16 protein-coding genes and 1 riboswitch are annotated in these 21494 nt (G+C 60.3%); of the genes, 4 read left to right on the top strand and 12 right to left on the bottom strand.

The window, feature by feature from the left end:
* Window positions 1-10: 10 nt before the first annotated feature.
* From D0851_RS13765 to D0851_RS13750, 4 genes are read right to left on the bottom strand one after another with little or no spacing between them, the layout of a single operon-like run.
* The gene (locus D0851_RS13765) at window positions 11-775 is read right to left on the bottom strand and encodes an ABC transporter ATP-binding protein (RefSeq protein ID WP_117619154.1); all 765 of its coding nucleotides are present in this window, start codon (window positions 773-775) and stop codon (window positions 11-13) included.
* The gene (locus tag D0851_RS13760; protein ID WP_117619153.1) at window positions 775-1749 is read right to left on the bottom strand and encodes a FecCD family ABC transporter permease; all 975 of its coding nucleotides are present in this window, start codon (window positions 1747-1749) and stop codon (window positions 775-777) included. Before D0851_RS13760 ends, D0851_RS13765 begins: the two co-directional genes overlap by 1 nt.
* On the bottom strand, window positions 1736-2620 hold the full coding sequence (locus tag D0851_RS13755; RefSeq protein WP_117619152.1) for a cobalamin-binding protein: 885 nt from the start codon (window positions 2618-2620) through the stop codon (window positions 1736-1738). Before D0851_RS13755 ends, D0851_RS13760 begins: the two co-directional genes overlap by 14 nt.
* Window positions 2621-2650: 30 nt before the next feature.
* Entirely contained in the window at window positions 2651-4492 is a 1842-nt protein-coding gene (locus D0851_RS13750; protein WP_117619151.1) for a TonB-dependent receptor plug domain-containing protein, read from the bottom strand.
* Between the two features lie 135 nt (window positions 4493-4627).
* Window positions 4628-4851, bottom strand: a riboswitch (cobalamin riboswitch).
* A 121-nt stretch (window positions 4852-4972) separates the two neighbouring features.
* Here D0851_RS13750 and D0851_RS13745 point away from each other — a divergent pair.
* Both D0851_RS13745 and D0851_RS13740 read left to right on the top strand, forming a co-directional pair.
* Window positions 4973-6847, top strand: a complete 1875-nt coding sequence (locus tag D0851_RS13745) for a putative nucleotidyltransferase substrate binding domain-containing protein (RefSeq protein ID WP_117619150.1) — start codon at window positions 4973-4975, stop codon at window positions 6845-6847.
* Entirely contained in the window at window positions 6840-7568 is a 729-nt protein-coding gene (locus tag D0851_RS13740) for a 3'-5' exonuclease (RefSeq protein WP_117619149.1), read from the top strand. Before D0851_RS13745 ends, D0851_RS13740 begins: the two co-directional genes overlap by 8 nt.
* A 76-nt stretch (window positions 7569-7644) precedes the next feature.
* On the opposite strand, the gene msrB is transcribed toward D0851_RS13740, so the two are convergent.
* From msrB to D0851_RS13725, 3 genes are all read right to left on the bottom strand, one after another.
* The gene (gene msrB / locus D0851_RS13735) at window positions 7645-8829 is read right to left on the bottom strand and encodes a peptide-methionine (R)-S-oxide reductase MsrB (RefSeq protein ID WP_117619148.1); all 1185 of its coding nucleotides are present in this window, start codon (window positions 8827-8829) and stop codon (window positions 7645-7647) included.
* A gap of 94 nt (window positions 8830-8923) precedes the next feature.
* Window positions 8924-10408 (bottom strand): sensor histidine kinase, encoded by a 1485-nt coding sequence (locus D0851_RS13730; RefSeq protein WP_117619147.1) that lies wholly within the window; start codon window positions 10406-10408, stop codon window positions 8924-8926.
* A gap of 2 nt (window positions 10409-10410) precedes the next feature.
* Window positions 10411-11112, bottom strand: coding sequence for a response regulator transcription factor (locus D0851_RS13725; protein ID WP_117619146.1), 702 nt, complete (start codon window positions 11110-11112; stop codon window positions 10411-10413).
* A 161-nt stretch (window positions 11113-11273) separates the two neighbouring features.
* On the opposite strand from D0851_RS13725, the gene D0851_RS13720 reads away from it, so the two are divergent.
* Entirely contained in the window at window positions 11274-11855 is a 582-nt protein-coding gene (locus D0851_RS13720) for a QsdR family transcriptional regulator (RefSeq protein WP_117619145.1), read from the top strand.
* Window positions 11856-11997: 142 nt separating this feature from the next.
* Here D0851_RS13720 and D0851_RS13715 read toward each other — a convergent pair whose 3' ends face one another.
* From D0851_RS13715 to D0851_RS13705, 3 genes are all read right to left on the bottom strand, one after another.
* On the bottom strand, window positions 11998-13413 hold the full coding sequence (locus D0851_RS13715) for an aldehyde dehydrogenase family protein (protein WP_117619144.1): 1416 nt from the start codon (window positions 13411-13413) through the stop codon (window positions 11998-12000).
* Between the two features lie 159 nt (window positions 13414-13572).
* A complete protein-coding gene (locus D0851_RS13710) occupies window positions 13573-15666 on the bottom strand; it encodes a 3-hydroxyacyl-CoA dehydrogenase NAD-binding domain-containing protein (protein WP_117619143.1) in 2094 nt (697 codons plus the stop codon).
* Between the two features lie 214 nt (window positions 15667-15880).
* The gene (locus D0851_RS13705) at window positions 15881-16705 is read right to left on the bottom strand and encodes an IclR family transcriptional regulator (RefSeq protein ID WP_117619142.1); all 825 of its coding nucleotides are present in this window, start codon (window positions 16703-16705) and stop codon (window positions 15881-15883) included.
* Between the two features lie 225 nt (window positions 16706-16930).
* Here D0851_RS13705 and D0851_RS13700 point away from each other — a divergent pair, with 225 nt between their 5' ends.
* Complete coding sequence (locus tag D0851_RS13700) at window positions 16931-18100, top strand: acyl-CoA dehydrogenase (protein WP_117619141.1); 1170 nt, start codon at window positions 16931-16933, stop codon at window positions 18098-18100.
* Window positions 18101-18173: 73 nt separating this feature from the next.
* Here the strand turns inward: D0851_RS13700 and oadA are convergent, their stop codons facing one another.
* Together oadA and D0851_RS13690 are read right to left on the bottom strand one after the other, a co-directional pair.
* Window positions 18174-19973, bottom strand: a complete 1800-nt coding sequence (gene oadA / locus D0851_RS13695; protein WP_117619140.1) for a sodium-extruding oxaloacetate decarboxylase subunit alpha — start codon at window positions 19971-19973, stop codon at window positions 18174-18176.
* A 20-nt stretch (window positions 19974-19993) separates the two neighbouring features.
* Complete coding sequence (locus tag D0851_RS13690; protein ID WP_117619139.1) at window positions 19994-21415, bottom strand: acetyl-CoA carboxylase biotin carboxylase subunit; 1422 nt, start codon at window positions 21413-21415, stop codon at window positions 19994-19996.
* Between the last annotated feature and the right edge of the window lie 79 nt (window positions 21416-21494).

Raw genomic sequence — 21494 nt, 5'->3', positions numbered from 1 at the left:
ATTTTTTACGCTAACCCGGAACAAACACCGGAAAGCCGTCCAGTTCGGCAGAAAGCAGGCGCTGGCCAAACAGCTTTTCCAGCGCCGGGGCAACCAGCATGTCCCGGGCCGGTCCCCAGCATGCCTGGCCGTCAGGAAACATCAGCAGGATCTGGTCACACCAGCGGGCGGCCAGATTGAGGTCGTGCAGGCACAGGAATACCGCCCGGCCGGATGCGGCCTGATTGCGCAGCAGCTTCATCACCGAGGTCTGGTGCCGCAAGTCCAGATGGTTGGTGGGCTCGTCCAGCAGCCAGATTCCCGGCGCCTGGGTCATCAGCGTGGCAATGGCCACCCGTTGCCGCTCGCCCCCGGAAAGCGTGTTGACCAGCCGGTCCCTCAGGTGGCTTACATCCAGCGCTTCCAGTGCCTGCTCTGCAATTGCCAGGTCTTCGCCACGCTCCATCTGCCAGGGTGACAACCAGGGATGGCGCCCGATCAGGGCGGTTTCCAGCACCGTGGCCGGGAAACCGTCCTGCCGGTCCTGGAACACCAGGCCCATCTGTTGCGAAACCAGTTTGCGCCGGATTTCCGTCAGCGGTTTGTCATCCAGAGAGAGTTCGCCGCTGCGGGGCTCCCGGAGACCCGCCAGTGTATGCAGCAGTGTGGTTTTGCCCACGCCGTTGGGGCCAAGAACGCCCCAGACCTGGCCCGGCTGCAAGGACAGATTCAGGGGCACACCCGGGGCGCGTCCGGGAATGTCGATGATCAATTCTTCGGTGGTCAATATTGCCATTATCGACTCCGGTAGAGCAGGTACAGGAAGGTCGGCACCCCAATCAGCGCCGTGATCACGCCCACCGGCAACTGTTCCGGCGCGATCACCACCCGGGCCAGCGTGTCCGCCAAAACCAGCAACGTACCGCCCGCCAGCGCGCAGGCGGGCAGAATCAGCCGCTGATCATTGCCCAACGCCAGCCGGAGCATATGGGGCACCACCAGGCCGACAAAACCAACGGCCCCTGCCATGGTCACGGCGGTCGCCGTCAGCAGACTGGCCATCAGATAAATCAACCACTCCAGTGGCCGGACCGAAACCCCCAGAGCCGCGGCCTGCAATGAGCCCCGGGCCAGAACATTCAGTGCCCGCCCGAGCGGAAACACCAGCAGGCAGACCAGAACCAGAATAACCAGACCCGGCCAGGCCGTGGTGGCGTGGGAAAGGTCCCCCATCAGCCAGTAAAGCATGCCGGGCAGCCGGCTGGCCGGTGTCATGGACAGGATCAGGGTAATGACAGCACCCCAGCCGGCGGCCACCACCACACCGGTAAGCAGGAGACGGGAGGGTGTCCAGCTTCCGCTGCCATGGGCGAGACCAAAGACCAGCAGGGTCGCCAGCATGGCACCGGCAAAGGCCGAACCGGAAACCAGGTAACCGGCGGCTCCGGCCAGCATGGCCAGCAAGGCACCGACGGCAGCACCCCCGGACAATCCGAGCACATAGGGGTCTGCAAGCGGATTGCGCAGCAGTACCTGCATCAACGCTCCGGCCACTGCCAGTAAACCTCCGGTGGCGAACGCGCTCAGCGTACGGGGCAGCCTCAGATCAAGAATCAGGGTTTGCTGCAGTTCACTGCCGCTGCCGGCCAGCACCCGCAAGGTGTCCTCAATACCGATGGCGCTGCTGCCAATGCTGACCGACAAAAAGCCCGCCACCAGGCTCGCCAGCACCAGGACCAGCATGGGTTTCAGGGGACTAGAGATTGGCACGGGCCTGCTCCAGGGTCTGGCACAGGTGTCTGGCGCCTTCTGCCATGCGAAGCGTGGGTCGCGCCAGCAGATCGGGCGGTTCCAGGAACAGGTTGCCGGCTGCCGCCGCCGCAAGGCCCGGGAACTGGCGCCATGCTGCCAGCCACCCTTCGTTCTCCGCCGACCCGGCGGTGACAATCGCCTCCGGATTGGCCTCCAGAACCGCCTCCCGGCTGACCCGGGGCACCAGTCTCGGCAACTGGCCGAATACATTGGTTCCCCCACACAGCGTGATGGCCTTGCTGATCAACTCCTCCTGGTTCACGGTCATCAGTGGCTGGTCCCATATCTGGTAAAACACCCTGACGGGCCTGGCACCGGCAAAACGGTCCTCCAGTGTCGCGATTTCCTTTCGGAAGGATTCCGCGCGGGCCTCACCAACAGCCGGTGAGCCGGTCAGTAACGCGAGCGCCTCAACCGCCGTGGCGATATCATCGAACGCCCGCGGGGCAAGCCAGAATACGGAAACGCCAAGCTCTGACAGCCGTTCCAGCTGGCTGCGGGAGTTGCCATCCACCCAGGCCACCACCAGGTCCGGTGCCATCGAGACGATGGCCTCCAGATCCAGCCGGCTACTGTCGCCTACCTGCGGTAACTGCACCGCTTCTGCCGGATAGTCGCTCCAGGCACTCACCGCCACCACCTTCCCGCCGGCACCGGCGGAGAACAGCAGTTCGGTGGCGCCCGGTGACAGCGAGACAACCCGCCGGGCGGGATCAGCCAGGCACACCTCATGGCCGAGCGCGTCGCGAGCACACGGGCCGCCTGCCTGCGCCGACAAGGACGCAGGCAGAACCAGGACAAACAGTGCGGCGAGCCCGAGATGCCTCATCAAGACAGAAAGCCTTTCCGATCAATAAAGTTACTGCTGAAAATCATAGCGCACCGAGGCCATGAAGGTCCGGCCAGCGGCCAGATAGTCGAAAGGTTCGAAGGTCACGCTGTCATTGCCCCGACTGGTGGCATAGCGGCGGTCCAGCAGATTGTCGACCTTGAGTGACGCCGACCAGCCCGGCTGAAAGTTCCAGGCTGTTCTTATATCGACTGTGCCGTACCCGGGCAGAAGGCTGGTGTTGGCTGCATCATTATAGCGGTCACTCTCGGCGATGAAGCTGGCACCGACAGACCATTGCGCAAACAGGCGATCAACGTCGAGACGCACATTCTTTTCGGCACGGCGCGGCAGGCGGGCACCGCTATCCCGATTTTCGGTGTCCGCGTAGGTTACGGCTGCTGCCAGGTTCCAGTCCGCGGTTTCAATACCCGAGGAAACTTCGATACCGCGGATCCGGGCCGTCTCTACGTTTTCCATTGTGCCCTCAAACGTTACCGGGTCAGAGACAAAGGTAATGAGGTCTTTCACATCGTTCTGATAGAGCGCAATGTCCCAGTACCAGTGGTCATAACGCCCCGTAAAACCGGCCTCGATCATCTGGCCTTCTTCCGCATCAAGGTCGGGATTACCGGTGTAGAATGGTACTGTCAGATAAAGATCATTGAAGGTTGGAGCCCGGAACGAAGTGGCATAGCTGAGGCGCAAACGATGGGCCCGGTCCAGTTGGTGGCCAAGGGCCACACCCCCCGTCTCATCCTTGCCGTAGGCTTCGTTGTCATCAAGGCGAAGGCTGAGCATCAGGTCTGTCGCATCGAAGTTCAGGCGTCCCTGACCAAATACCGCGCTGTTCGACCGGCTGTTTTCGAGGAAGTCGCTACTGCCGTCCACTTCGTCGATCACCACCTCCGAGCCAAGAACCAGTTCGTGGACGCCGGCAGTCAACGTGTTTTCCCAGCGCGCAGAGCGGGACAGGGTGTCGAAGGTGCTCGGAAAACTCCCGAAGGTGTCCTGTTCATCCCTGGCCTCTGAGAACTGAATCCGGGTGCGCCAGTAGTCACTGGCAACCGCCTCCAGATACAGCCCCATGGCACGGATCAGGAAATCGGTATCACCACCTTCAAACTCGGTATTGCCCTCGGACTGGAACACCGTCAGCCCGGCACCGCCGCCCTGGCGAAACTCGTGGCTGATCTTTGCCAGCCCGCCGGCATTGCGAAACCCCTTATCCTCGCCACCGGCCCGCAAGCTAGTGCCCTCGGTATCGGAATAAACCCCGCCGGCCAGAAACGCCGACTGCCCTTCCCTTCCGGCCACGCCGGCCGTGGTTTCAAGCGTCTCGTGGGAGCCACCGGACAGTTCCGCCCAGCCCTGGCGGCCCGCTTCTGGCTCGAGGGTAAACGCCTGGATAACACCGCCCACCGCATCCGCCCCATACAGGGAGCTTTTCGCACCGCGTACAAGCTCGACCCGCTCCATCAGCTCCGGCGGCAGGAACTGCCAGGGCGGGATGCCGGCGGTGGCTGAGCGCAGGCGGATACCGTCCAGCAGCAGAACCGTACCGGAACTGCCGGCACCGCGCAGGAATACGCTGGTGGTCTTGCCATAGCTGCCATCGGAAACCACATTAACACCTGGCTGGGCGTCCAGCAGATCCCGGAATTCGGCTGGTTGCTGGCGACGGATGTCGTCTTTTTCGATGACCGTCACCGACGACAGGCTTTCACCCACGGTTTTCGGACCAAGGGTTGCCGTGACGATGATCGGATCAAGGGCTTCGGTGTCATTGTCATTCTGGCCCAACGCAAGGACAGGCAGGGTTAACAGCGACGTTGCCGTCACCAGGGCAGGGAAGGAAGGTTTCACAGTCATTATTCGTGGCTCCGCACCGCGCGCACCCGCGCAGGAATCTGGGTTTTGTTGCGGAACGGGAAAGCAGGGGGCGGGCGGTCATCGGGTGGCAGGAAAGCGGAACCGGACTATCACCCACCCAGGTCGCCCACCGCAACATCGGGTGTTTTTCCAGGCCGGTCTCCGGGCTGGCAGGCGGAACCGAGGTTCCCGGGCAATCACCTTCCCATGCCATGACGACACAGTGGCGCATCAGATTGCCGTTATCCTGCTTACCGTTGCGGGGGCAGCATCGGACTTGCGCTGGCAATGCCAGGCTCACCGATTTCCCGTTTCACCCGTCGCGCTGTGCGACGGACACCTGAAAAAAGTACCGGAAGGCTAGCAACACCGACGAAAGCGGTCAATGAGATCCGTCAAATGTCGACATGGCCGCTGCTTCCTACCACTGCTATATTGCTTATCTCAGATTGATTTTCCTCCGTCAAAACAGGGAGTTTTATGCAGGCCGAGCTTATCGACATCCGCAATCACATGGCGCAGTACCCGCCGTTTGACGAGCTGCCCGAGGAGCTGCTCGACAGGGTGGTTGGCGGCATTGAGGTGGTGTATTTCAAGGCCGGCACCCAGATCCTGGAGTTCGGTGAGCAGAACACCTGGCTTTGCTATGTGCGCAGCGGGGCCGTGGAGATCTATCGGCGCACCGGCGAGCTGTATAACCGGATCGGCGAAGGAGAGATATTCGGCCAGTTTGGCCTGCTGATGCGCAAGAAGGTGCGGTTTCCGGCGAAGGCCCTCGAAGACACGCTGATCTACAAGATCCCCGGTGAAACCTTCCACTACCTGTGGGAAAACGATGAGAATTTTGCCGATTTCGTGGAAATCGAGGACCGCAGCCGCCTGCGATCCGCCCTTTCCCGGCGGGAAAAGTCGAACCAACTGATGACCTCAAAAGTCACCCGCCTGATTGCCCGGGAACCGGTCTCGGCGCCCTGCACGGTCCGGCTCCAGGAAGCCGCCCGGATCATGACGGACAATGGCGTTTCCGCCCTGCTACTGATGGACGAGGAAGGTGAAAAGCCGTTGCTAAAGGGCATTATTACCGACCGCGACCTTCGCACCCGTGCGCTCAGCGAAGCCCTGCCCTCGGAGACACCCATCAGTGACATCATGTCGGAGGACCTGATCACCATCCGCTCGAACGCCTTCATCTTCGAAGCCATGCTCACCATGCTTCACAACAATGTGCACCACCTCCCCGTGATGGATCGGGACGAGGTGCGGGGCGTGATCGCCCTGTCCGACATTGTGAAATACGAGAGCCAGAGCAGCCTTTACCTGGTCAGCAATATCTACCATCAGCAGGATGTTAAAGGCCTGAGGAAGATCAGCCGGGATGTGCGCGACAGTTTCGTGCGGATGGTAAACGAAGACGCCAATTCCCACATGATCGGCAGTGCCATGGCCGGAATCGGGCGCAGCTTTACCCAGAGGCTGCTTGAGCTGGGCGAGGAAAAACTCGGCCCGCCCCCGGTTCCCTACTGTTTCATGGCCCTGGGTTCCATGGCCCGTGATGAGCAACTGGTAGTGACGGACCAGGACAACGCCATGATCCTGGACGACGGGTTTGTTCCCGAACAGCACGATGAGTATTTCCTGGCGCTGGCGAAATTTGTCAGTGACGGACTGGCCGAATGCGGATACACCTACTGCACCGGCGATATCATGGCCACCAACCAGAAGTGGCGGCAGCCGCTGCGGGTGTGGAAAGGCTACTTCACCGACTGGATTGACAACCCGAAGGCCCAGGCCCTGCTCAACAGCAACATCTTCTTCGATCTGGACGGCATCTATGGCCAGACCGAATTTGCCGAGCAGCTGAAAACCCTGGTGGCCGACAAGGCCAGCAACAGCCAGCGGTTCCTGTCACTCCTGGCCCGCAACGCCCTGAACCGGACACCGCCCATCGGCTTTTTCCGCACCTTTGTGCTGGAAGAGGACGGCAAACAGCAGAAAACCTTCAACCTCAAACGCCGGGGCACCGCTCCGCTGTCGGACCTGATCCGGGTCCACGCCCTGGCCTGCGGCTCCCGGGCCCAGAATTCCTTCGAGCGGCTGAAAGCCATCGGCAATACCAAGCTGCTGCTGGACGATGATCTCGGCAACCTTCGGGACGCCCTGGAATTCATTTCGATTGTCCGGATACGACACCAGGCCCTGGCCATTGAGGCGGGGCGGGAGCCGGACAACAATGTCCGGCCGGAAGACCTGTCACCCTTTGAGCGCAGCCACCTCAAGGATGCCTTCCAGGTGGTCAGTAATGCCCAGAAATTCCTGAAATTCCGGTACAACACCCAGGTGACCCGCAATGTCTGATGACTCGCGGGCTGAACACTCCCTCACCAGCCTGCCATGGCCGGAGCAGTATCAGGCCATGGCCGACCAGAGTAAGTCACCGCTTCTGAAAGCTTTTTACGAGAGCGGATGCGTATCGCCCGATACGCCGCTGTCAGAGGTTCCGTTGGTGGCTGTCGACTTTGAGACCACAGGCCTCGATGCCAACCAGAACTCGATTGTCAGTATCGGTCTGGTGCCCTTCACGCTGGACGGGATCCGGTTGGCCGAGGCCAGGCACTGGATCGTGCGCCCGAAACTGCCCCTGCACCAGACCTCCATTGCCATCCACGGCATCACCCACAGCGATATCGACAAGGCACCGGATCTGGAAGACATTCTTGAGGATCTGTTTGCCTGCCTGAGTGGCCGTGTCCCTGTTGTCCACTACCGGAATATCGAACGACCGTTCCTGGATGTGGCGCTGAAGTGGCGGCTTGGTGAAGGCATCCGCTTTCCGGTCCTCGACACCATGGCCATTGAGGCCCACCTGCACCCGAACCGCCAACCTACCATGTGGCAGCGATTCCTGGGGAAATGTCCGGTATCGATCAGGTTAGCGGACAGCAGGCTGCGTTATGGGCTGCCCCATTACGCGGCCCACAACGCGCTGATCGATGCCATTGCCACGGCGGAGTTGTTGCAGGCCCAGGTGTTGCATCACTTCAGCCGGCAAACGGCGATTGGCGATCTCTGGCTGTAGCCTTATTGTCGGATTACGCTGCGCCAATCCAACCTTCCCAGATGCCCCAATCCCGCCGCCTGGGCGTCCGGCCCGGCTACTGACTGGCCATATCGGCCTTGGGTTGGACCTCGTTGATCCATTCGCCATAACCCGCCGAAGCCATGTCCTCCAGGGGAATGAACTTCATGGCAGCGGAATTCATGCAATAGCGCAGTCCCGTGGGGGCCGGGCCATCGTTGAACACATGGCCCAGGTGGGAGTCCGCGTAGCGGCTGCGAATTTCCGTCCGGCTCGTGAAGAATGAGCTGTCATCCCGCTCAACCACCGCATCCGGCGTGATGGGACGGGTAAAGCTGGGCCAGCCGGTGCCGGATGTGTATTTGTCCCGGGAGGAGAACAGGGGCTCACCTGAGACAATATCCACATACAGGCCCGCCCGCTTGTTGTCCCAGTACGGGTTATTGAATGCCGGTTCGGTGCCGTCTTCCTGGGTGACCTCATACTGCCTATCGGTCAGCCGCTGTTTCAGGGTTTTCTGATCAGGCTTCACAAAGCTCTGGCGATCAAAGCCCGGGTCCGCCTCGCCGGTCGCCATGGCTGCCGGCCTGAATCGGGAAAAGTCCAGTTCGTAGTCTTCACCATACACCTTCTCGATAAACTGATAACGGCCTGAATTGAAGGTGTAGAAGTTATAGCGAATCGGATTTTTCTTGTAATAGTCCTGGTGGTACTTCTCTGCCGGATAAAAGGTTTTCAACGGCACAATTTCAATCAGCACCGGGTTGTCGTAGATACCTGATGCCTCAAGCGCCTGCCTGGCCGCCTCCGCCAGGCGCTTCTGCTCATCGTTGTGGTAGAAGATCGCCGGGCGGTACTGCCGACCCCGGTCCACAAACTGACCCTTGATGTCGGTCGGATTCATCATCCGCCACAGCCCGGCCAGCAGACCTTCGTAGGTCATTTTCTCCGGGTCGTAATACACCTGGACTGCTTCGGTGTGGCCAGTGCGGCCAGACGAGACCTGCTGGTAGGTGGGATTCTGTTCATCGCCACCGGCGTAACCCGAGACCGCCTCGACCACGCCGGGGATCTTTTCGTAACCGGCCTCGACACACCAGAAACAGCCGCCGGCAAAGGTGGCCACCGCCAGCCCGGGATCATCCGGTGCGAATTCTGTGTCTTTGCGATCCTGCTTGTCAGCGGTCGCGTAAGCCGCAAACAGGCCACCGAAAGACACCAGCGCCAAGGCGGCCAACATACCCGTAATCGTGCGTTTCATGATAACTCTCCTCTACGTGATTCCATGCCGACAGCGTACCGCCCCGGATTCACGAAAGCGTTCGGTAGTTGTCACGAATCCATAACATCGTGGATTATTTACCGGCGGCACCCTCTGGCTCATCCGCCAGCGGAAGCCAGACAGAGAAAACAGCGCCGGTGTCACTGCGGACCGAGAGCCGGCCCTGCTGCAGGGATACCATCCGCTGGGCAATGGCCAGGCCGAGCCCGGCGTGGCCGATGCGAGAGGAGCCAGGGGCCTGATAGAAAGGTTCGAACAGGTGATCCATATCGGCCGCGTCAATACCGGGGCCGGCATCAGCCACGGTAATCTCCGCGCCATGCTCCCTGGCGGCGACGCCAAGGGTGATCTCGCTGGCCCTGGGCGAATGGTTGATGGCATTTCCTATCAGGTTATCCAGTACCCGCTCGGTCATGGCGATGTCGGCCAGAACCCGCACAGGAGCAACCTCGACAATGGACAGGGACACGCCGGCGTGTTCGGCTTCGGGCCGGTGTTTCTGCACCACATCGTGCAGCAGTTCGGCAACCACGAACGGCTCGGGTGTGGGCTGCTTTTCCCGGGCATCCAGGGCTGCCAGCTCAAACAGTTCTTCCACCAGGCGTCCGAGCCGGTGAGTTTCCGCCAGTGCCACATCGAGAAACCGGGCGCGCTCATCGCCACTCAGGGTATCCTGCTTAAGGCGTAACGCCTCAATGTAGCCCTGGATCGACGCCAGGGGGGTGCGCAGGTCGTGAGACACCTGGGCTACCAGTTGGCGGCGCTGGGCGTCCTTGTCTTTCAACTGGTCCAGTTGCGCGGCAATGCGCCCCGCCATCTGGTCAAACCTGGCGGTCAGGTAATCGATATCGTCGCCTTTACCGTCGACTGCGGGCGTTCGTTCAGGAGACATGCCGCTCTCAAAGGCCTCAACCCGCTCGGTCAGTCGGGACAACCGACGGGTCAGCAGGCGGAAAAACACCAGGCCCGCAAGCAGTCCGACAACCAGGCTCACCGCCAGAGCTCCGGCCCCCATCTGCAGTAACCGGTCGCTGTGCACCATGCTTTCGGCCAGATCGTATTCCTCTCCCCGAAGCACCACATACAGGTAGCCGGTGGGATCCTCTGCGGAAGGGACAGGCGTTACCGAGAACACCTTGTGCCGGTCATGGCTGCGGGGGTCGTCACCGGGCAGCGGGTAGGCCTCCGGATTTTCCAAAAGGGTCCGGATCGGTTCCAGGGAAACCCGGTTACGCTTGATCTTGTCCGGGTCGGCGGAATAGGAAAGGATCTGCCCCTCCCTGTCCAACAGGTAAATCTCAATGCTTGGATTGATGGTCATGTACAGTTCGAACAACTGCCTGAGGGCATCCCGGTTGAGCTTGCCGTCGGTAACCAGGTTGCGATCTGACACCAGGTTACGGGCCAGATCGCGATTGAGCTGATGGCTCACCGCCGCGGAATACTCCCGGACCGAGGCCAGGCTCAGGAAGGTAAACAGCCCCCCCACCACCAACAGCAGAAGGAACAGGCCAATTGCCAGCCGGGCATAGAGCGTTCGGAACACCGACAGAGCCATGATTAATCCATGAACCGGTACCCAACGCCCCAAACGGTCTGCACATACCGGGGGGCGGCGGGATCAGTTTCAATCTTGTTGCGCAGGCGGTTGATATGGGTATTCACGGTATGCTCGTAGCCTTCGTGGTTGTAGCCCCAGACCGCATCCAGCAGTTGCGCCCGGCTGAACACCCGGCCCCGATGGCTGGCAAAGTGCCAGAGCAGATCGAACTCCCGGGCGGTGAGTTCCACTTCCACCGCCTGCATAAAGACCCGTCTGCGGACAGGGTCGATACGCAGCCCGTCGACTTCGATTTCTCGGGCGTCATTGTCGGAAGCACGATGGGAGGAAAGGGCGTCCACACGCCGAAAGAGCGCCTTGATGCGGGCCGACAGCTCAGCCACGCTGAACGGCTTGGTGAGGTAATCATCCGCCCCCATTTCAAGCCCCAGAACACGGTCGAGCTCGGTACTTTTGGCCGTCAGCATCAGCACCGGCACGTAGCCACCTTCGGCCCGGATCTCCCGGCACACCGCCAGACCATCCAGCCCGGGCAGCATCAGATCCAGAATCACCAGATCGATGCCGCCCTCACGGAAACGCTCCAGACCGGTGTCGCCCCGATCCATCAGGACCGCCTTCATACCCAGGTCCGATACCTGCATGCGGACCAGCTCTCCGATGCCGGGGTTGTCCTCAATAATCAGTACGGTTCTTGTCATGATCTCCGGACTCGTTGTAACCACCGGTGGCTTTCACTGCTATTCAAAGGGGAGTGTAGGCTGAAAAGTTCACAAAACCATCACAGCCCCGTTTCCGGGCCTGCATAGCGGCCTCCATGTTTAGTCGTTAGAATGAATCGAAATTACGGCACGAGGTTCCAGTGGCAGACAAAACCATAAGCAGGGCGACACCCGCGGATGCGTTCAAGCGGGCACGGCGCATGTGGCTCAAGGGTGAGCGCATTCACCTGGCATCTCTGTCTGACGAACTCGGAATTGGCCGGGCCACCCTGTTCCGCTGGGTCGGCAACAAGGACCTGCTGATCGGAGAGGTTCTCTGGTCCCTCTACGATCCTCTGCGGTTGGAAGCGCTGGAAAAAACACCCGGTGACGGCGTGGATTTTATTGTCGGCGTTTACCGCCGCACCAACTCCACCATCCTGCACTTTGAGCCGCTTCGGCGCTTCATCAATCAGGACCCTGAGTACGCCCTGAAAATCCTGACATCTTCCCAGTCTGTCCTGCACACCCGCACGGTGGAAGCCAACACCCGGATGCTGAAGGAGCAGGTGGCGGCCGGGCATATCAACCCGCCGATGAATATCGACAGCCTGTCCTACTTCATGGTGCGGCTGGCGGAATCCTGCTTGTACAGCGACATAATCGGCGGCCGCGACCCCCGGGATGAGGAGCTGGAGGATGCCTGTACGGCTGTGCGGATTTTGCTTGGAGGGAAGGCCTGACGTCGGGAGCTGGTCGTGAAGGCGGGGTCAGATGAAAGCTTTCATCTGACCCCATGTTCGGACCCCATGTTCGCGTGAATTTGCAGGCTGGTCGGCTGAGGGCGGGGTCAGATGAAGGCTTTCATCTGACCCCATGTTCGTACTATAGCTGCAGCGACCGAACTTCCAGGAACTCTTCAAGCCCCCACTTACCAAACTCGCGGCCGATGCCCGAATGCCCGAAGCCGCCAAACGGCGCCATGGTGTTGAACGCGCCACCGTTGACGAATACCTGGCCGGTGCGCAGTTTGCCGGCAATTGTCTTCGCCTTGCCGGCATCCGCGGACCATACGGCTCCGGAGAGACCATAGCGGGTACCATTGGCGATTCTAATGGCGTCCGTCTCATCCTTGTAGGGAATGACGCACAACACCGGCCCGAAGATTTCCTCCTGGGCAATGCGGCTGTCAGGTTTCACGTCGCCGAAGACCGTGGCCTTCACAAAGTAGCCTTTATCACACCCTTCCGGGGCTTCCGGACCGCCGGCAATCAGTGTGGCGCCGTCCTCGATGCCCAACTTGATGTAATCGATCACCTTGTCACGCTGCTGCGCGGAAGCCAGTGGGCCAAGACGGGTGGTTTCTTCCAGCGGGTTGCCGGGGGTCATTTTCGCCACAGCAGCAGCGGCCAGTTCGCAGGCTTCGTCGTGCTTGTCGGCCGGCACCAGCATGCGGGTCAGTGCGGTGCAGGTCTGACCCGAATTCAGCAGGCAGTTGTTCACGGTGCCCTTGACCGCTGCGGCCAGGTCGGCGTCCGGAAGGATGACCGAGGCGGACTTACCCCCCATCTCCAGGGCAATCCGCTTGAAATCCTCCGCGGCAGCGTGGCCTATCTGATGCCCGGTCCGGGTGGAGCCGGTGAAGGACACCATGCGCACATCCGGATGCTTTATCAGAGTGTCGCCGACGGTCTGTCCCAGACCACACACCATGTTGAAGACACCCTTGGGCAGGTCGGTACCGTCCAGGATCTCGGCGAGAATATAAGCGGTCTGGGGTGCAACTTCCGACGGCTTGAGCACCACCGTGCAACCGGCCGCAATCGCAGGTACGACTTTCAGGATCACCTGGTGCAGGGGATAGTTCCAGGGGGTGATACAGCCCACCACACCCACCGGCGCGTACTGCACTTCGGAGTTGCCGGACTGTTCGGTAAACGGGAAGTCCGGCAGCATCTTCAGGTAGCTCTTGGTCACAGCGGCCGGCATGCCCGCCTGGATCGGGGCAGCCAGTTTGATCGGCATGCCCACTTCCCGGCAGACGGTTTCGGCAATTTCGGGAGCGCGTTCTTTGAGGCCCGCGTGCAGCTGCTCCAGCACCTTAATACGCTGCTCAAGCGTGCTCTCGGACCAGTTGCCAAAAGCAGCGTCCGCCGCCGCAACCGCCTGTTCCATTTCTCCAGGGCCGGACGCGGGCACCCGGGCAATGACCTCGCCGGTGCCGGCTTCGTGAACATCGATCATCTCGCCGGTCCAGGAAACCCACTGGCCGTTGATGTAGTTCTTGCTCAGTTCTCTCATATTCTTCCCCTTACTCAAATACGATTACGCCCCGGCCGTTCTTACCTGCCACCATATCATCGAAAGCCTGGGCGGCCGCCTCAATAGGGTAGGTCCGGGTAACCAGCTCAAGTAGAAAGTGGGGTCAGATGAAAGCTTTCATCTGACCCCGTGTTAAAATCAAAGGTCACCGAATTTCCTGCCCTCGCTGACCAGCTTCTCCAGCAGGGCTGAAGGCTCCCACTGCTCACCGCCGACGGTATCCCGGTATTTCTTCACCGCACAGAGAATGGTGTCCAGACCTTCCTGGTCGGCCCAGAACATGGGGCCGCCGCGGTGGGCCGGGAAGCCGTAACCGTAGATCCAGACAATGTCGATATCCAGCGGACGGTCGGCGATACCCTCCTCCAGGATCCTGGCACCTTCGTTGATCATCGCATACATACAGCGCTCGAGGATCTCCTGGTCGGTAATCGCCCGCGGCGTAATTCCCTGCTCCTTGCGGAACTGCTCGATCAGCTGCTCCACTTTCGGGTCCGGAACCGGCTTGCGGCTGCCTTCTTCATACTTGTATACACCTGCCAGGGTCTTCTGGCCAAGACGGCCCTGCTCCGCCAGCTTGTCCATCCAGCTGGCCGGAATGTCCTCACCCGCCTTGCGGCGCTCTTCCCGGATACGGTAACCCACATCAATCCCGGCCAGATCGGACATCGCAAACTGGCCCATCGGGAAACCCAGATCAGTCAGCACCTTGTCTACCTGCTGCGGGGTTGCCCCCTCGTCCACCAGTGACATGGCTTCGGTGCCGCGCTTGTGCAGCATCCGGTTACCGACAAAGCCATAACCGTTGCCAACCATGACACCGACCTTCCTGATCTTCTTGGCCACCGCCATCACGGTGGCTTTTACCTCATCGGAGGTCTTGCTGCCGCGCACGTTTTCCAGCAGCTTCATGACGTTGGCGGGGCTGAAGAAGTGCATGCCCACAACGTCTTCCGGACGCTTGGTGGCAGAAGCGATCTCGTCGATATCCAGGGTCGACGTGTTGGACGCCAGGATGGCCCCGGGCTTGCAGACCTCATCCAGCCTGGCAAAGATTTCTTTCTTGATGGCCATGTTCTCGAACACCGCCTCGATCACCAGGTCGACATCCCGGAAATCGTCGTAGGTCAGGCTCGGGGTTATCAGCGCCATGCGCTGTTCCACCTGCGCCTGGGTCAATTTGCCCTTCTTCGCGGAGTTCTCGTAGTTACGGCGAATGATGGCCAGGCCTTTGTCCAGGGCTTCCTGCTTTACCTCGACGATGGTGACCGGAATCCCCACGTTCACGAAGTTCATGGCAATACCGCCACCCATGGTGCCGGCACCGATGATGCCGACACTCTTCACGTCACGGACCGGGGTGTCCTTGGCCAGCCCCTTCACCCTGGAGACCTCACGCTCACCAAAGAACGAATGGATCAGACCCCCGCGCTGGGGCGATTCCATGCATTCCATGAACAGTTCCCGCTCGCGCTTCATGCCTTCATCGAAGGGCAGGCTGAACGCGGCTTCCACGGCATCGACGCACTTGAACGGAGAGAACAGACCCCTGGCCCGCTTCTTCAGCTCGTCGCGGAACTGATCGAAAACATCGCTGCCCTTATCCGCTTCAATTTTGTCGGTAATGTCCCGAACCCGACGCACAGGTTTGCCCTCATCGGCCACCTTTTGCGCATAAGCCAGGCCCGCCGCGCGGATATCATCGCCATCGTCCACTGCATCCAGAATACCCAGAGCCAGGGCATCCCTGGCACCGACAAATTCACCGGTGGTGATCATTTCCAGCGCTTTCCTGGCGCCGGTCAGGCGCGGCAGTCGCTGGGTACCGCCCGCGCCGGGCAGCAGCCCCAGTTTCACCTCCGGCAGTCCCACCTTGGCACTGCTGACCGCAACGCGATAATGGCAACTCAGCGCCGTTTCCAGGCCACCACCCAGGGCCGTGCCGTGGATTGCGGCAACCAGCGGTTTGTCACTGTTCTCAAAGGTATTCACCAGCGCCGGCAGGGTCGGCTCCTGCATCGGCTTGCCGAATTCCCGGATATCGGCACCGGCAATAAAGGTGCGCCCTTCACAAACCAGCAGCAGCACCTTGGCGTCTGCGTCCTTCTGACCTTGCTCCAGGGCTGCGAGCAGACCGGAGCGGACAGCCTGGCCGAGGGCGTTCACCGGCGGGTAGTTCACGGTAATAACGCCGATCTTGCCTTCCCGGTTATAGCTAACGACTTCTGACATAATGTCTCCTCGCGTTATTTCTGAAATAGGGTTTTAACTAGCGAAATATGAGTACGATTCAACACAAGTTCCGTGACGGTTTCAACCACCCGTTAAACTACAGATATAAAAACCGCAGTTTCTTCTGCGGTTTTTCTGATTCGGAGTTCGTCGGCAAGGGGCTCCCACAAATTACGGGAGCCGTCGGGCAGGGCATTCCCCAAGGTTACGAAAATCAGACGCCCAATGATTCTATATCACCTGCCAACATCGCCAGCTGGTGAGCAATGGAACCCCGGAGCTTTTCAGCTGGGACCAGGTAGGACGGTGCGGCACAGGTCAGGGCCATGATGGTGCCATCCTGCAGGTGGATGGGAACGCCGGCGGAATTGATATTCCGGTCCCACTCGCCAATGGACAGGCAGAAACCGTGCTCCTTGTAGTCTTTCATGGCCTGATCGAGGCTCTCTTTCTTTTCTGGCCAGGCATCGCTGTATTTCACGGCCATGGCGTCGTCGATGACCAGGCGGGCCTTGTCGCTGATGGCGCAGTAATAGGCGCGGCCAGCCGAGGTGGTGGCCATGGGCAGTTTCAGACCGATGTCCATGCGCAACAGGGAGGCCTCAGGCGGCAACCGGTTTTCCACATAAATCATGTGCAACCGGTCCCGGCAGGTGAGGCCAACCGACATACTGGTCTGGCGGGCGAACTCGTCCATGTAGGGTTTGGCCAGCTGGCGTACCTTGAGGTTGGAAACATAGGCATAGCCCAGCGCCAGCACTCCGGAACTCAGCTGGTATTTCTCCAACTGGGTGTTGTAGCTCAGGTAACCGAGTTTGGTGAGGGTGTAGGTCATCCGGGAAACGGTCGGTTTGGGCAGCCCGGTGATGCGGGCAATGTCCTGGTTGCCCAGAATGACCGGGCCCTGGCTGAACGCACGGAGCACATCCAGGCCGCGGGACAGGGCCTCGACAAACTTGCGGTCTTTCTCCGGCTTCACGGGTTCACCGTCACTGGATGCCACTTTCAGTTCTGGTGAACTCTGCTTTGTTCTTGCCATAATGGGACGCCCTCCAACCGCGTCGCCTGCTCCGGTGTCCGGGCGCGGATTGTCCGGCAGCGCCATCGGTCGGGCTTGAACACGCTTGCATTTGCCCAACACCCGGATTAGTCTTTCGACTCTCAATTACAAAACTGTATTTCGCTAATCGAAACTATGTTAGTGCATATTGCCAGGAAATCCCAATGAAAGGGTTTTCCGATTGTTGCTTTCAGGAGAATACACATGGCTTCCGCACCCTGGGATGACCTGCTGCAATTTGACAAACAACTTGAAGAAACCGAGCGTCAGGTCCGCGACAGCATCCGCAACTTCTGCGATCAGCAACTGATGCCCGGCATCGTCGAGGCCAACCGGCATGAGAAGTTCGACCGGAACATCTTCAACGAGATGGGCGAGCTGGGCATGCTGGGCGCCACCCTGCCGGAAGAGTATGGCGGCCCGGGTCTGAATCACGTGTGCTACGGCCTGATTGCCCGGGAAGTGGAGCGGGTGGATTCCGCCTACCGTTCGGCTCTGAGCGTACAGTCCTCTCTGGTTATGCACCCCATCCATGCCTTCGGCCAGGAAGCCCTGAAAAAACGCATCCTGCCAAAACTGGCTTCCGGCGAATACGTGGGCTGCTTCGGCCTGACCGAGCCCAACCATGGCTCCGATCCCGGTGGCATGGAAACCCGCGCCAAAAAGGTCGACGGCGGGTACCTGCTGAGCGGCTCGAAAACCTGGATCACCAACTCCCCGATCGCGGACATCTGCGTGGTCTGGGCCAAGCTTGACGGCAAGGTAAACGGCTTCGTGATCGAGCGTGAAGGCGCAGAGGGTCTGGACACGCCGAAGATCGAGGGCAAATTCTCCCTGCGGGCGTCCGAGACCGGTTCCATCTTTATGGACGAAGTGTTTGTGCCGGACGAAAACAGGCTGGAGGTTGAAGGTCTGAAGGGTCCGTTCAGCTGCCTGAACAAGGCCCGTTTTGGCATTAGCTGGGGCTCACTGGGTGCGGCCGAGTTCTGCTGGCACGCCGCCCGCAACTACACCCTGGAGCGCAAGCAGTTTGGCAGGCCCCTGGCCGCCAATCAGTTGATCCAGAAAAAGCTGGTGGATATGCAAACCGAGATCACCCTCGGCCTGCAAGCGGTACTGCAGCTCGGCCGCATGATGGATGACGGAACCGCCACTGCGGATGCAATCTCGCTGCTAAAACGTAACAACTGCGGCAAGGCTCTGGACATCGCCCGGGTTGCCCGGGACATGCACGGCGGCAACGGCATTGCCGATGAGTACCACGTGATCCGCCATGTCATGAACCTGGAGGCGGTGAACACCTACGAGGGCACCCACGATGTGCACGCCCTGATTCTTGGCCGGGGCCAGACCGGGATCCAGGCATTCAACTGATACCCACGGAGACGCCCGAAAACGAAACAGCCCCTCACGATGAGGGGCTGTTTCGCGTCAGGCGATAGCGCTTTTATTCAATCTCCATCAGCACCTCGCCGGGAACCACCCGGTCACCCTTGGCAATGAACACGCCTTTCACCGACCCGGCGATGGTCGCCTTAACTTCGGTTTCCATCTTCATCGCCTCGATGATCAGCACCGGATCGCCGGCCTGGACATCGTCACCTTCCTTGACCAGGACATCCACGATATTGCCCGGCATACTTGTAGTGACATGGCCTTCTTTGGTCGCACTCGCGCGGCCACCGCCCTTGCCGCCAGCCTGGTTTTCATCACCTTCCGAGGCCAGGTGGATTTCCTCGGGCACGCCATCCACAGTCATGTAGAAGCGCCGCTCATTGTCGCTGACCGGGTTGGCACCGGTCACATGAATGTCGTAGCTCTCACCATGCACCGTAATCTTGAAGCGGGTCGCCACCGGCCCGCCGCTGCCTTTCGCTGCTATCGGCTCCAGCGGCTCTGGCTGCAGGTTGCCATCGCGGCGCTGCTCCAGGTAGCCCCGGGCCTGATCCGGGAACATGGCGTAGGTGAGCACATCCTCTTCACTGGTCGCCAGCTCTCCCACCTGTTTTCGCAACTCGTCGAGCTCACGGGGGATCAGGTTGGCCGGGCGCTCATCCACCAGCTCTTCCTTACCCACGGCCCGGCGCTGAAGCTCCTGATCTACGTTGGCGGGCGCCTTGCCGTACCAGCCCTGCAGGTATTTTTTCACCTCATTGGTGATGGACTCGTAGCGCTTGCCCCCCAGCACATTGATCACCGCCTGGGTGCCAACAATCTGGGACGTGGGGGTCACCAGCGGTGGATAGCCCAGATCCTTGCGGACACGGGGGATCTCCTCGAACACCTCCTGGATACGATCCAGGGCGCCCTGCTCCTTCAGCTGGTTGGCCAGGTTGGACATCATGCCGCCGGGCACCTGGGACAGCAGTACCGAGGTGTCCACGCCGTTATAGTCGCTTTCGAACTGGTGGTACTTTTTTCGCACCTCCCGGAAGTGGCGCGTGGCCTTGTCCAGCAGCTCCAGGTTCAGACCCGTTTCGAAACCAGCATCGTGCAATGCCGCCACCAGAGACTCGGTGGGCGGATGACTGGTACCACCGGCAAAGGCCGACAGGGCGGTGTCAATGTGGTCGACGCCCGCTTCCATCGCGGCCCACTGGCACATGGGCGCCATGCCCGAGGTGGCATGGGAGTGCAGGAACACCGGGAGGTTCAGCGTCTGCTTCAGCTTGCCGACCAGCTCAGCGGTCACCGCCGGCGTCAGCAAACCGGCCATGTCCTTGATGGCGATGCTGTCAGCGCCCATATCAGCCATGGCTTTGGCCTGCTCCAGATAGGCATCGCTGCCGTGTACCGGGCTCACGGTGTAACAGAGGGTGCCCTGGGCATGCTTGCCGGCCTTCTTCACAGCCTTGATGCTGGTTTCCAGGTTGCGCACGTCGTTCAGGGCGTCAAAAATGCGGAACACGTCTATTCCGTTTTCGGCGGCCTTGGCCACGAAGGCCTCGACCACGTCATCGCCGTAATGGCGGTAGCCCAGCAGGTTCTGGCCACGCAGCAACATCTGCAGACGGGTGTTGGGCAGGGCCTTGCGCAGGGTACGCAGGCGCTCCCACGGATCTTCCTTCAGGAAACGCACGCAGGCGTCGAAGGTGGCACCGCCCCAGCATTCCAGCGACCAGTAGCCAGCCTGGTCCAGCCATTCACAGGCCGGCAGCATGTCTTCGGTACGCAGTCGGGTGGCTATCAGTGACTGGTGGGCGTCCCGCAGGATAACGTCGGTAATATGGATCTTGCGCTTGGTCATGGGATCTCTCCGATATTCTTTTAAAGGCCCGCCTGGGCCGCGATGGCAGCGGCAATGGCTGTGGCAATGGATTCGGGGCGGGTCTTGGCGCTGTACTCGAGCAACTGCGGATTACGCTCTACGAAGCCGGTATTGAATTCAGCGGCCTGAAAATCCGGATGCTCCAGAATCTGTTTGTAATACGGAATGGTGGTCTGGACACCGTAGATGCCCATGTCGCCCAGCGCACGGCGGGAGCGGGCAATCAGCTCCGGCCAGTCCATGGCCCAGACAATCAGCTTGGCGCACATGGAGTCGTAGTAAGGTGGAATCTCGTAGCCGGTGTACATATTGGCATCGGTACGGACACCGGGGCCGCCGGCCGAATAGTAACGGCTGATCCGGCCAAAGCTGGGCAGGAAACCGTTCTTCGGGTCCTCGGCGTTGATCCGGAACTGGGCTGCGAACCCCCGATAGGAGATATCCTCCTGCTTCAGCCCAAGAGGCTCACCCGCGGCTATTCGAATCTGGGCCTTAATGATGTCCACACCGGTAATCTCCTCAGTGATGGTGTGTTCCACCTGAACCCGGGTGTTCATTTCCATGAAGTAAAAGCTGCCATCGTGGTCCAGAAGGAATTCCACGGTGCCGGCATTAACGTAGCCACACTGTTTTGCGACCCGCCTGGCGAGATCACCGATATACTCCCGCTGGCTCTCCTCCAGCTGGGGGGACGGTGCCAGCTCGATCAGCTTCTGGTTGCGGCGCTGGATCGAGCAGTCCCGTTCATAGAGATGAACGACGTTGCCATGAGTGTCCGCAAGAATCTGAACCTCAATGTGACGGGGCTCGATGATGCACTTTTCCAGGAATACCTCGGCGCTGCCGAAGGCCTTGGTGGCCTCGGAAATCACCCGCTCGTAATTCTGCCGCAGCTCCTTCTCGTTATCGCATCGTCGGATGCCGCGCCCGCCACCACCGGAGGTGGCTTTCAGCATCACCGGGTAACCAATGTCGGCAGCCTGGGCCACAGCGTCTTCCACGTCGTTGAGATTACCTTTGGAGCCGGGGGTTACCGGCACACCAGCGGCTAAAGCCGTTTGCCGGGCCTGGGTTTTGTCCCCCATCGACGCGATGGCGTCGGCCGTGGGTCCCACAAAAGTAATGCCACGCCGCTCACAAATAGCCGCAAGCTCGGCGTTTTCCGACAGGAAACCGTAGCCGGGATGCAAGGCATCGCAGCCGGTTTCCACCGCCATGTTCACGATGTGGTGCGGATTCAGATACCCCGACAGGGGATCCTTGCTGATCTGATAGGCTTCGTCGGCTTTCTTGACGTGCAGGGAGTACTCGTCAGCCTCCGAATGAATGGCGACTGAGCGGATACCCAGTTCGCTGCAGGCCCGGGCAATCCTGACCGCAATCTCTCCGCGATTGGCGATCAGCAGCTTCCGTATAGCCATGGAAAATCCTCCAGGTGATGGAAGTCGTTTGAATCGAAAGGTCGGTTGGAGTGGCACGAGTGCCGCTCACACAGATGGC

It is taken from the genome of Marinobacter sp. Arc7-DN-1 (assembly GCF_003441595.1).
In the GTDB taxonomy this organism is placed as follows: Bacteria; Pseudomonadota; Gammaproteobacteria; order Pseudomonadales; family Oleiphilaceae; genus Marinobacter; species Marinobacter metalliresistant.
This window is presented reverse-complemented; position numbering and strand designations above follow the sequence as displayed.